This is a genomic window from Actinocrinis puniceicyclus (assembly GCF_018283645.1).
Lineage (GTDB): Bacteria > Actinomycetota > Actinomycetes > Streptomycetales > Catenulisporaceae > Actinocrinis > Actinocrinis puniceicyclus.
Genome location: NZ_JAGSXH010000036.1, coordinates 12032 through 24439 on the forward strand (window position 1 = coordinate 12032; position 12408 = coordinate 24439).

Genomic DNA, 12408 nt, shown 5'->3' on the forward strand with positions numbered 1-12408 from the left:
TTCCTACGGCACCCTTCAGGCGGTTCTGGTGTAAGAGGGCAGCGGTTCGGTGGGACAGCCGCAGCTGCCGCGCACCACGACCTGGACCGGCAGGACCAGCTGGCGTTCCGCCGGCCGCTCCCCGCTGATCATCGAGTAGAGCACGTCGAAAGCCATCGCCCCGAGATCCTGGATCGGCTGGCGCACCGTGGTCAGCGGCGGCATCAGGTGCCGGGCGACCGGGATGTCGTCGAAGCCTGTGATCTTCACGTCGCCGGGCACCTGGTAGCCGCGCTCGTGCAGTGCGTACAGCACGCCGAGCGCGGTCTGGTCGTTCGCACAGGCGATCGCGTCCGGCAGCGCCGTTCCCGCGTCCAGCAGAGTCCTGATGACCCGGGCACCGCCGGCCGCGCTGTACTCGCCGGTCCAGTGCGGGCCGGTGATGACGCGCACACCGTACTCGGCAGCGGTCTCGCGCACCACCCGGGCACGCGCGACGCTGTCGGGGCTGTCGATGTGGCCGGACAGGAACGCGATGCTCGCGCAGTCGTGCGCCTCGATCAGGTGCGTGATGAGATCCCGCATGCCGCGGATGTTGTCGCCGCTGATGTTCACGCTGGCCCGAGTCGGCGTGCCGGCCAGGGTCACCACCGGCACCCGGTCGGCCAGCCGCACGATCCCGGAGGGGGTGAGCACCCGGTCGTGCAGCAGCATGCCGTCGCTCTTGCCGGCGAGGTTCGCGATGCGCGGGCCCGGCGCGTGGTCGTCCACGTCGACCGAGCTGAGCAGCAGGTCGAAACCGCGGTGCTGGGCGGTGATCTGCACACCCCGGTTGATCACGTCGACGAAGGCCAGGTTCTCGGATTCGTCCTCGAACACCGGATCGTCCACCGGCCCGAGCGGCGCGCGCCGGTAGACCACCGCGATGATCTCCTTGAGCCGGCTGGACAGGGCGCGGGCCGCCCCGTCCGGCACGAAGCCGAGCTCCGCGACCGCGCGCAGCACCCGGTCGCGGGTCTCCGGGCGCGGGGTGGCATGCCCGTTGAGCACCCGGGAGACCGAGGCGATGGAGACCCCCGCGTGCCGCGCCACGTCGTAGATCGTCAGCGGGGCGGCGCCCTTGCGGCCGGCGCCCTGCGAGAGCGGGTCGGCGCCCAGCGGGTCAGCGGGCGCGGCGGACCCGAAGCGATCCGCGGTCAGCACGTCGGTGGCGGCCGCGTCCGCGGGCAGGAGGGAAGAATCGAACGTGGTGTCACCGGTTGACAGCACAGTGCGATCGGGTGTCGTGTCGTCGGGCACCACAGGTCCCCTCCCTTCGGGATGCGGCGTTGCATGCGGGAGCGCCTACGCGTGTTTCAGAAAGTTCGCCGGCCGGGACACAACCGGCAAGCGGACGGTTCCGCCGTGTTCCCACGGCAGTGGTACAAATCCAGCAAAAGCACGTAAAACCGGCCAGGTAAGCGCTTGCGTAAGCGCTTACCCCTGCGGGATGCCGGAAACGTACATCGTTGAGAGCGCTCTCACAACCCCCCGGATGACGCAGCCCGGGAACGTTACTGCTCCGTTACCGGACGCGGCTGGAAAGCGAGGAAAGGGCCTGCTGCGGCGGATTCGCCGCGGCAGGCCCGATTTCGGCCGGTCGAGACCGGGCCGGCGGGTCAGGACTACGCGGGTCGGCGCGACTGCACGAAGCGGAAGCGCGAGGCCACGAAGGCGTGGTCGGTGTACGTGGCGTTCGCCGCCGGGTTCAGGCCGGTGCCGTGGTAGTCGGAGAAGCCGGCCGACTGGTTCATGTACACCGGGCCGGTCAGATTGATCGACAGGTTCGCACCCGCCTGCCAGGTCGCCTCCTCGGCGGCCGCGATGACGGCTTCGTCGGTCGAGTACACCGCTGAGGTCAGCGCGCCGTGCTGCGAGACCGTGCGCCGGTACAGCTCGATCGAGTGCGCCGTGTCGTCGGTGGCGATCAGGAAGGAGACCGGACCGAACCATTCGTGCTCGTATACGGACCCGTCCGCCGCGTCCACGGCCGCGATCAGCGGCGTGCGCACGGTCGCCTCCGGGAACTCGGGATGTCTGACCGGGCGCGAGGCCAGCACCGTCTTGCCCACGCCCTGCGCCAGGGCCAGCCGCTCGACGATGAACGGATTGACGACCGCGCCGAGCACGGCGGCGGCCCGTGCGTCGTCGCCCAGCAGCTTTTCCACCGCCGCCGCGAGATCGGCGCCGAACTGCTCGAAGGACTTCAGCTCCCCGCCGACCGGCACGCCCCCGCGCGGCACCAGCAGGTTCTGCGGCGAGGTGCACATCTGCGCGGTGTACAGCGAGAGGGAGAAGGCCAGATGGTCCAGCGCGGCAGTGTACTGATCCGGCTCGAATGAGTCCACGACGATGGTGTTGACCCCGGCCTTCTCCGTGAAGACCTGCGCCTGCACGGCGTTGCGCTCCAGCCAGTCGCCGAACTCGTTGGAACCGGTGAAGTCGATGAGGCGCACCTCCGGCCGCAGCGCCAGGGTCCTGGCCAGGTGCTCGTGCGGGTCCTCGGCGGCCAGCGCGACCAGGTTCGGGTCGAAGCCGGCCTGCGCGAGCACCCGCCGCGCCGCCCGCACGGTCAGCGCCAGCGGCAGGATCGCGCTCGGGTGCGGCTTGACCAGTACCGGATTGCCGGTCACCAGCGAGGCGAACAGGCCGGGGTAGCCGTTCCAGGTCGGGAACGTGTTGCAGCCGACGACCAGGGCGATGCCGCGCGGGGCCGCGACCCACTTCTTCACCAGCCGCACCGGCGGCCGCGAGCCCTGCGGCTTCTCCCAGACCGCCTGCGAGACATGGGTGCTCAACGCCGAATACCCATAGGCGACGGCTTCGAGGCCGCGGTCCTGCGCGTGCGGCCCGGCGGCCTGGAACGCCATCCCGAACGCCTGTCCGGTGGTGTGCATGGCCGCGTATGAAACCTCGAACGACAGCTCATTGAGCTGCGTCAGGATCTCCGTGCACACGGCGGCTCTGACCTCGGCTCCCGCGTCCTGCCAAGCGGGGATCCCGGCCGCCATCGCCGGAAGCAGTGCATCGATGTCAGCGTGAGGATACGTGATCCCGAGTTCGAACCCGTACGGCGAACGCTCACCGCCCACCTCGCCGTCCGTGCCCGGCTGCTCCAACGGGAAACGCCCGCCGAGCGCGGCGTCGAACCAGGACTTCGCGGCCGCGGAGCGCTCCGGCGGGTACGCCTTGACCTGTTCCGGGAAGTGGCTGAAGAACGTGCGGGTGCGGATCGCGGCCAGCGCGGCGTCCAGGGTCGGACGATGGCGGGCGACCAGGTCGGCGGCGTTGCCGGTCATGGTGGCTCCTTGCGAGGATGCGGGCTTGCGCGGGCACGTGGCGCCGGCCGGATCGCGGCTCGTTCGCCGTCAGCGTCCGCGGACGTTCCCGACCAGAGTAACCGAACGTTCGGTAGTCTGGCAGGGGCGCGCACTGCGGCGGTGACCGGGCGCGCCCCGCCCCTTCGAAGGCTGGAGGCCACACGTGGTGAGCGCGTCCCCCCTTCCCGCGGCGGGCCGCCGGGACAGTCACAGCGTCGAGTCGCTGCTGTCCGTGGCGGTTTCCGTGTTCAACGTGCGCGGATACGACGGCACGTCGATGGAGGATCTGGCCAGGGCCGCCGGGATCACCAAGTCCTCCATCTACCACCACGTCTCCGGCAAGGAGGAGTTGCTGCGGCTGTCTGTCACCCGCGCGCTCGACGGGCTGTTCGCGATCCTCGGCGAGAGCGGCGCGCGCCAGGGCAGGGCGGCCGACCGGCTCGAATACGTCGTGCGGCGCACCTGCCTGGAACTGGTCGAGAAGCTTCCGCACGTCACCCTGCTGCTACGGGTGCGCGGCAACACCGACGCGGAGCGCGACGCGCTGGAGCGCCGCCGCGAGTTCGACCGCCGGGTCGCCCAGTTGGCCGCCGAGGCGGTCGCGGAGGGCGATCTGCGCGCCGGCCTCGACCCGCGGCTGACCGCGCGGCTGGTCTTCGGCATGGTCAACTCGATCTGCGAGTGGTACCGGCCGCACGGCGACGCCGCCGAGTCGAACGGCGCCGCGGCCGGAGGCGAGGCAGCCGGGCTGGCGGACGCGGTAACCGCCCTGGTCTTCGACGGCCTGCGCGCACGGCCGCGCACCTGAACGCCCCTCTGGAGGGGTTTCATCCCACACTGTGGACACGATTGCGCGTGTCGCGCAGACTGGGGCCGTATACCCAACCGAACCTTCGGTCGGGAACCGAGTGCCGGCCCCGTGGAGAACCCATGACGCTGCTCGACCTTCCCCTGGCGGCAACCCGCGGCAACCCCGCGGCCGCCGCCTCGTACTGGGACACCGACCCGCTGCGCTACCTCGACGAGCACGGCGCGCCGGTCGAGGGGGGACTGCGCCCCGCCCCGGAGATGCTCGCCGCCGATCGTCTGCTCGCCGTCTACCGGTCCTTACGTCTGGCCCGTGCCTTCGACACCGAGGCCACCGCGCTGGTGATGCAGGGCCACCTGGCCGTCTACCCCTCCTCGCGCGGGCAGGAGGCGTGCCAGGCCGCCGCGGCCCTGTGCCTTCAGCCGCAGGACTGGCTCTTCCCGACCTACCGTGACACCGCCGCGCTCGCGGTGCGCGGGATCGACCCGGTCGAGGCGCTGACGCTGCTGCGCGGCTCCTGGCACTGCGGGTACGACCCGAAGCGCTGGCGCACCGCCCCGCAGTGCACCCCGCTGGCGACGCAGGCCCCGCACGCGGTCGGGCTGGCGCTGGCGGCCAAGATGGCCGGCGACCCTGTCGTCGCGCTGTGCCTGCTCGGCGACGGGGCCACCAGCGAGGGCGACTTCCACGAGGCGTGCAACAGCGCCGGCGTGTATCAGGCCCCGGTGGTGTTCCTGGTGCAGAACAACCAGTACGCGATCTCGGTTCCGCTGCGCAAGCAGACCCGCGCGCTCTCGCTGGCCGGCAAGGGCGCCGGGTACGGCATGCCGGGCGTCCGCGTCGACGGCAACGACGTCATAGCCCTGATGCACGTCCTCGACGAGGCGCTGGAGCGCGCCCGTGCCGGCGGCGGACCTACGCTGATCGAGGCGGTGACCTACCGGATCCGGCCGCACACCAACGCGGACGACGCGGCGCGCTACCGCGACCAGGGCGAGGTAGAGCTCTGGCTTTCCCGGGACCCGGTCGACCGGCTCGCCCGGTACCTGACCGCGACCGGCCGCCTCGACGCGGGTCTCGACGCGGCCATCGGCGAGGAGGGCGCGAAATACGCCGCCGCGATGCGCGAGCGGCTGGCCGAGGAGCCGCACGTCGATCCGGGCGATATGTTCGAGCACGTATTCGCCGGTCCGACCCCGCAGCTGCGCGCCCAGCGGGCCATGGTCGAGGCCGAGATCGCCGCGCAGAGCGCTGATTCGTCCGCGCCGACGCACGGGGAGGCGTGATGTCCGTGGCGACCGCGCACCCCGCCGCCGCGCCGGCACGGCCGCCGGCGTCTTCGGCCCGCCGTGACGGCGCCGCGCAGGCCGGGCCCACCCCGCCCGCGGCGGTGACCCTGGCCAAGGCGCTCAACCAGGCGCTGGCCGATGCGATGGCGGCCGACGAGCGGGTCGTCGTCTTCGGCGAGGACGTCGCGGAACTCGGCGGCGTCTTCCGCGTCACCGACGGCTTGGCGGCGCGCTTCGGCGAGAGCCGCTGCTTCGACACCCCGCTGGCCGAGGCATCGATCCTGGGTACCGCGATCGGGATGGCCATGTACGGCTATCGGCCGGTGGTCGAGATGCAGTTCGACGCCTTCGCCTATCCGGCCTTCGAGCAGCTCGTCAGTCATCTGGCGAAGATGCGCAACCGTACCCGCGGCGCGCTGCCGACGCCCGTGGTGATTCGCATCCCTTATGGCGGCGGCATCGGCGGGGTCGAGCACCACAGCGACTCCTCAGAGGGCTACATCGCGCACACCCCGGGCGTCCACGTGCTGACCCCGGCGAGCGTCGAGGACGCCTACTGGCTGTTGCGCAGCGCGATCGCCTCGCCGGACCCGGTGGTCTTCTTCGAGCCGAAGCGGTTGTACTGGTCCAAGTCCCGGGTGCGGCTGCCGGTGACCACCGGGCCGATCGGCACCGCCGCGGTCCGCAGGCCCGGCCGGGACCTGACGCTGATCGCTTACGGGCAGAGCGTGCCGATCGCGCTGGAGAGCGCCGAGCACGCCCGCGGGTTCGGCTATGACCTCGAGGTGCTCGACCTGCGCAGCCTGGTCCCGTTCGACGACGCGACGGTCATGGCGAGCGTCGAGCGCACCGGCCGCGCGATCGTGGTGCACGAGGCGGCCGGGTTCGCGGGCTTCGGCGCCGAGATCGCGGCCCGGGTGTCCGAACGCTGCTTCTACCGGCTGGAGGCGCCGGTTCTGCGCGTCACCGGCCTGGACATCCCCTATCCGCCGCCGAAGCTCGAACACTGGCATCTGCCGAGCGTCGACCGCGTGCTCGACGCGGTGGAACGCGCCATGGCCGCGTGAGGTGACCTCGCCCGCGCGCCACCGCCGGCGCGCGGGCGGCAATGCCCTCCGAGGCGATGAGGGGATCAGTCGATCTCCTGGGTCGACGGCTCGTCCCGCAGCGGGCCGTCGGCCGCCAGCGCCAGCGCCGAGACGATCTCGTGCGGCGAGGTGGCGAGCTGGGGCTTGTGATCGAGGGCGTACTGCTGCGCCGCGGACAGCTGGTGCACCGCCACGACCCAGTCGATCTTGACGATGAGCACCGCCTGGATCCGGACCACGGCGTCCTTGTACGGCTGGAGCGAGGCGATCACCGCCGGAAGGCTCTGCAGGAGCAGCGCGGTGATCTGCGCGTCCTGCGCGGTGACGACGCGGTTCTCCAGCGCGTGGACGGCCGTCTCGGCGGCGCGGCCCGCCGTCATCCGGCGAAACCACGATCCGATGACCGGATCCGAGCGTTCCACGACGTCGAGCCCCGCGTGCTTGAGAGCCTCGTCGACGGCGCGCTCGACCTGCTCGTGCGCCGCTTCCTCGCACAGATAGATGCTGACCGAGGCGCTCTGCGCGGCCGTCGGTTCGGCGGCGTCGGAGCGCGGGGAACCCGACGCATCGGCCGGAACCCGGCCTTGCATCCACTGCCGGGGGCTCGGGAGAGGCGCGAAGTACACGGTCGTGGTCGCCTCGTAGCCGTCGCGTCGCGGGCGTTGCGCGTCCTGCCCGTCCACCGGGTCCAACCGGCGGATCGGCGCGTCGGGAGCGGCGCCGAACACGGCGGCGAACGCCTCGGCCGCGAGAATGCCTTCGGGCGCGTCCGGGAAGATCGGTTCGGACAGGCAGTACTCCTGCCCCGGCAGGCCCTCCACGATGAGCCGCACCTGAGGCACGTGCGAGTCCTCGCCCGGCCCCGGGCCGACCCCGGCGGCGGCCAGGATGCCCTCGATCCGGTTGGAGGCCAGGTAGAGCGAGGCGGACCCGCTGCGCTCGCCCCGCGCGCCGCCGCCGTCCGGCGCGACCACGGGGCCGGCGGCCTCCCATATGCGCAGCAGCAGCCGCTTGACGTCCTGACCGTTGCGCAGGTCCGCGTATTTCATGCCCTCCAGCGGCCGAGCGGCCGCCCACTTGGACTCGAACTGAAGCTGCGCGAACTGGCCCAGCGAGGCGTCGTGCCCGATCTCCAGGTGTTTCACCCGCGAGGTGCGCCGCTGGTAGGGCAGGAACGCGACCATGATCCGGTCGTCCACCTGGTGCACGCTGCACTCCGGCAGCCGGTCGTAGAGCCGCACCTCCAACCGGTCCGCCGCGACGCCGTCCGCGAGGGCCTTGCGGGCCAGCCGGCGCAGTTGCCTGATGTTCTCCTCGATCCGCGCCTCGAAGGCGGGGTCCTGGATCTCCGCGGCCCGGTCCTGCGCCGCCTGGGTGGTCGGGGCCAGTAGCAGCACCTGCACCTTGACCCCGCGTTCCAGCGCCTGCTCCACGGTGCGCACGAACGGCGTCCCGCCCTCGGCGATCAGGGTGGAGCTGGTGTCCAGGATGCGGATGACCCGCTCCGCGTCCCCGATCAGGTCCATCAGGGTCCTGACCGGCAGCGTGTCGTACTCGCGCGGGCGGTCCGTCGGGGCGTTCATGTCCGCTTCGGGCCGCAGCAGGTGGAAGCCGGCGTCGGGCCTGCGGGCGTACTTGGCGTAGAACTCGCGGTCGAGCACCCGCGCCACCGGGTCGTCCGCCGAGATCGCCTCCGGCTGGAACGCGGTGCTCTGGTCGCCGAAGCGCACCCGCAGCGCCGGGTTCGCGTGGATCGCCGCGTCGATGCGCTTGGAGACCAGGTAGGTCGCGTTGTCGATGTGCACGAAGCGCACCAGCAGGTCCCGGGTCGCCTGCTCGTCCACCACCCGCACCGGCAGCAGTTGCGGGATCGGCGCGGCGTCCGCCCAGATCGCCTCGAACTGGTCCAGCGCCTCCCGGCCCAGCTGCGACTGGTCGGTGATCTCCAGCTGGGTGGAGTGGTCCGAATAGGCGTGCGGCGGCAGGAACGCGAACATCGCCCGGTCGTCCCACCCGTAGAGGGCGAAGGGCGCGGCGACCGTGTAGAGGCGCAGCTCCAGCCGGCCGTGCGGCAGCCCGTTGCCGACCGCGAGGATCGCCGCGTCCAGCAGCCGGAAATCCGAGATGTTCGCCTGGATCAGATCGTTGATCCACAGCCCCGGTATGGTCTGCCGCAGCTGGAACTCCCGCAGCGCCGAGGCGTCGGTGTTCGGGCTCATCAACAGCACTCTGATGTCCGCGCCCTGGATCGCCGCGTCGCGCAGCGCTCTGATGGCCGCGTCACGGTCGCCGGAGAAGAGCCCGGAGAAGGTGTCCAGGATCCGGATCTGCTTGCGCGCCTCGCCGACCCGGCGCAGGAACCAGGCGTAGTCCAGCCGCGGGTGCTGGCGGATCTGCTGGGCCGCCGCCTGCCGCACGATCGGCTCGATGAGGAAGAGCACGATCATGCCGCCGATCAGGTCCCCGGCGGAGTTGAGCAGGAAGTTGGGCCAGAAGCCGCTGTGGAAGCCGGTGCTCCACGAACTGACCGCGAGCCCCAGCACGAGCGAGCCGAGCAGCAGGAAGGCGAACAGGTTCGGCCGGCGCGTCCACAGCTCCCGCAGCCGCGCTCCCGGACGCCGGCGGCCTCGCGCCGGCAGCCGCGGCGGCTCGGGCCGCTGTTGCCGCTGTGCCCGGTGCGGCGGCAGTGGCGCCGCTGTACCAGAGTTCTGGGACGCCTCGGACACAGCCAACGCGCGCCTCCCCTTTTTTGACCGCCGCGGTCGAGTTCGTCACCGCCCCCTGATGCACCGCCAGGCCCTTGTGGGGTTTGACGACACCTTGTCAGGATGGCACAGCACCGCAGGGCTGTGCGACCTGAACCGGGGGATACGCGGAGGGAAGATTCGGGGCGTCGCGGCAGGGGGCCTGCACCCGGCGTCAGTCCAGCGTCGGCGCCGTGATCTGCGGGTATCCGGCGTCCTGGGCGGCGTCGGCGTCCTCGCCCTGACGGCACGGACGACTGAGCAGCTTGCGGTCGTCGCTGTTCAGGCAGCGGCCGGTGGCCAGATCGAACTCCCAGCCGTGCAGGTGGCAGGTCAGCACGCCGTCTCGCACCGTGCCGAAGCGCACCAGGTCGGCCTTCAGGTGCGGGCAGTGCCGCTGCACCACGTATCCGTCCACCCGCGCGTAATCCTCGACCCCGGAGGTCTCGGCGTAGTAGCCCTCGACGTAGGTCATCCGCTCCACGGAAAGGCACTTGAAGAAGGTGTACACGTACTCGTTGTACGGACCCTTACGCGATGCCTCGAAGCGGCAGGAGAGGAACAGTTCATTGACCCAGTCCTGTTCGCGGCGGCGCACCAGGTGCTCGATCAGCGGCCGCGCCACCCGGAAGCGGTAGCGGCACTCCTCGCCGGCGTACGGGTCGATCCGCCGGTCCAGGAAGTCGAAGACGATCAGCTCGTCCGCCGCGCCGTCGACCGCCGCCACCTCCAGCAGGATGCGGCCGTTGAGTCCGGCGCAGGTGTGCTCGGCGGTCTCGATCAGCGGCTGCACCCACGCCTTGAGCTGCCCGACCAGGTCCGAGCGGTCCGTCGGCAGCGCCGCCTTGATCTCGTCGATCACCGGCTGCACCTCGGCCTTGTAAGAGAGCAGATACGCCTGCCGGTCGTCGCGGATCCGCGCGATCTCGCTGTCGGGGATCTGCTCCACGGCGCAGCCGCCGTCCTCGGTCAGTTCCACCGTCGTGCCGGTCAGGAACAGGTGCGCGTTGTCCCGGCCCTGCTCGGCCAGGTACTCCAGGAACACGAACTGGTCCGGGAAGACGTTCGTCTCGTCCCGGTCCAGGTCGTTGAGGTGGAACAGATCGTCGTCCAGGAAGCACGGCGGACCCGCGAACGGGAACGCGTGGGCGGCGCGGTACTGCTCCATGTACTTCAGCGCGCGCGCCATCCCGTTGCGCCGCTTGCGCCTGCCGACCGTCTCCCGCATCCGGTCGGGGAAGTCGTACACCATCGGGTACCAGATCGCGCCGGAGTACTGGAGGAAGTGGCCGTGCAGCGGCCCGAACTGCTCGATCGGCCCGGCCTCGACGGGGCGCGAGTCGTTCTGGTTGTAGATGCGCACGCTGCCGTCGTCGACGGCGAGGCCGGAGTCCCCGAGCGGCCCGTCGGTCGGCGAGACCAGCGCGTTGATCAGGATCCGCAGCCCGTCGAGCTCGGTGACCTGGTTGTTGCGGGTCTGCACGAAGTGCTTGAAACCCAGGTCCTCCAGCGCGTCGCGCAGGTCCGGCACCGGGAAGTCCGGCAGCAGTACGGTGGTGTCCTTCGACATGTGCCGGCGCAGCCAGTCCGGATCGAAGTGGTCGCGGTGCAGGTGCGAGACGTACAGGTAATCGGCTGAGCCGAGCAGCTGCGGATCGATCCCGGTGTTGTCGGGGAACGGCACCCACGAGCCGAAGTAGGCCGGGGTGAACCAGGGGTCGCACACGATCCGCCCGGCAGCAGTCTCCAGCAGCAGGCCGGCGTGGCCGATCGAGGTGATACGCACGGGCTGGAACTCCTCGTGTCCGCGTCATGGCTCGTAGTGCGCGAGCGCGGCCCGCGCGACCCGTCTAACCTATCCGACCGGAGGTGAAGCGGCCGACACGGACCCGGCGACCTTCCGCCATCGGCCGCGGAACCGCTACGGTTTGCGCAGCTGGATCACACGTGGCCGGTCACGAGTACGCGCCGCGATTTTCGGATCTTGAACCTTGGCAGTCGCAAGTGCTATGTCGCTGGGGAGGACGGCGGATCGGTGAGCGGCGCCCCGCAGGAGGCGGCGCGGCGCGGCGCGGCCCCCGGCCCGGCGGTCGTCGCCCCCGTGCCGCCGCGGCGTGCCCGGCCGGCCCGGGTGGCCGAACGCCCGGCGCCGTCTCCCGCCCCCACTCCCGCGCAGCTCGGCGTCCTGGTCGGGGCCCGCGCGGACGGCGACCCGGCGCAGGAGTTGCGCATCGCCCGCCTGGCCGACGAACTCGGGTTCGGCGAGGTCATGGTCGGCGAGGCCACGGGCCACGACGCGTTCGCCCTGGGCGCGGCGCTCGGCAGCGGGCCCGCCGCGCTCTGCCTCGGGCCGCTGCCGGCCGGTGTGCGCGACCCGGTGACCATCGCGCGCGGCGCGGCTTCGGTCGCGGCGCTCACCGGCCGCTCGGTGGGCGTGGCACTGGCCGCCTCCACCTCCGCGGTGGTGGAGGAGTGGCACGGGCGCGCGCGTGGGGTGCCGGCGACGGTCGTCGCGGAGTCCGCCTCCGTGCTGCGCGGTCCGCGCCGGGACAGCGGGCTGCTGGCGGGCATGCCGGTGGACTTCACCGGCGCGCTGGTGCGCACCCGCGGATTCGTCTGCGCGCTGCCGCCCTCGAACGCGGATCTCAGCGTCCTGGCTTTCGGAGCGGAGCTGACCGAGGTGGCGGTCGCGCGCGCCGATCGGCTCGTCGTGCCGATAGGGACGGTCGAGCATCTGGCGCGGCTGCGCGGACGCATCCAGCTGGCGGCGGAGCGCGCCGGCCGGCAGGCGCCTCGTCTCGCCGTGTGGGTGCCCGTCGCGGTCGATCCGGAGGAAGACACACGTCGCGACATGCTGCGCGCCCTGATGCCTTATGTGCGGGCGGCGGGTTTCGCGGGAATGTTCACCGAGGCCGGCTTCGGCGAGGTGGTCCGTCTCGCCCGCTCCGGAGCGCATGTGCGTTCGGTCGTCGCGGCGGCGCCTCCGGAGATGCTGGACTCGGTGGCAGCGGTCGGCTCGGTCGCGACGGTACTGGCGGCGTTGGGGGAGTACCGCGCGGTGGGCGTCGACGACGTGCTTCTCATTCCGCACAACGCCGAGGCATTGACGGCGCTCGCGGCCGAGTGACCGCATCGCTCCTT

Annotated in this window: 8 protein-coding genes; 4 read left to right on the top strand and 4 right to left on the bottom strand. The window is 71.6% G+C overall.

Annotated elements, in window-relative coordinates:
• Positions 1 to 15: 15 nt before the first annotated feature.
• Together KGA66_RS12435 and paaN are read right to left on the bottom strand one after the other, a co-directional pair.
• On the bottom strand, positions 16 to 1278 hold the full coding sequence (locus tag KGA66_RS12435) for a LacI family DNA-binding transcriptional regulator (protein WP_211467933.1): 1263 nt from the start codon (positions 1276 to 1278) through the stop codon (positions 16 to 18).
• A gap of 365 nt (positions 1279 to 1643) precedes the next feature.
• Positions 1644 to 3317 (bottom strand): phenylacetic acid degradation protein PaaN, encoded by a 1674-nt coding sequence (gene paaN, locus KGA66_RS12440; protein ID WP_211467935.1) that lies wholly within the window; start codon positions 3315 to 3317, stop codon positions 1644 to 1646.
• Between the two features lie 187 nt (positions 3318 to 3504).
• On the opposite strand from paaN, the gene KGA66_RS12445 reads away from it, so the two are divergent.
• The 3 genes from KGA66_RS12445 (at position 3505) to KGA66_RS12455 (ending at position 6502) form a co-directional block, all read left to right on the top strand.
• Complete coding sequence (locus KGA66_RS12445; protein WP_312886882.1) at positions 3505 to 4146, top strand: TetR/AcrR family transcriptional regulator; 642 nt, start codon at positions 3505 to 3507, stop codon at positions 4144 to 4146.
• Positions 4147 to 4268: 122 nt separating this feature from the next.
• Entirely contained in the window at positions 4269 to 5432 is a 1164-nt protein-coding gene (locus KGA66_RS12450) for a thiamine pyrophosphate-dependent enzyme (RefSeq protein WP_211467937.1), read from the top strand.
• A complete protein-coding gene (locus tag KGA66_RS12455) occupies positions 5432 to 6502 on the top strand; it encodes an alpha-ketoacid dehydrogenase subunit beta (RefSeq protein ID WP_211467939.1) in 1071 nt (356 codons plus the stop codon). The genes KGA66_RS12450 and KGA66_RS12455 overlap by 1 nt, the downstream gene beginning before the upstream one ends.
• 65 nt (positions 6503 to 6567) lie before the next feature.
• Here the strand turns inward: KGA66_RS12455 and KGA66_RS12460 are convergent, their stop codons facing one another.
• Together KGA66_RS12460 and KGA66_RS31565 are read right to left on the bottom strand one after the other, a co-directional pair.
• Entirely contained in the window at positions 6568 to 9255 is a 2688-nt protein-coding gene (locus KGA66_RS12460) for a hypothetical protein (RefSeq protein WP_211467941.1), read from the bottom strand.
• Between the two features lie 187 nt (positions 9256 to 9442).
• The gene (locus tag KGA66_RS31565) at positions 9443 to 11053 is read right to left on the bottom strand and encodes a Rieske 2Fe-2S domain-containing protein (protein ID WP_211467943.1); all 1611 of its coding nucleotides are present in this window, start codon (positions 11051 to 11053) and stop codon (positions 9443 to 9445) included.
• A gap of 249 nt (positions 11054 to 11302) precedes the next feature.
• On the opposite strand from KGA66_RS31565, the gene KGA66_RS12470 reads away from it, so the two are divergent.
• On the top strand, positions 11303 to 12394 hold the full coding sequence (locus KGA66_RS12470) for an LLM class F420-dependent oxidoreductase (RefSeq protein ID WP_211467945.1): 1092 nt from the start codon (positions 11303 to 11305) through the stop codon (positions 12392 to 12394).
• Positions 12395 to 12408: the final 14 nt, after the last annotated feature.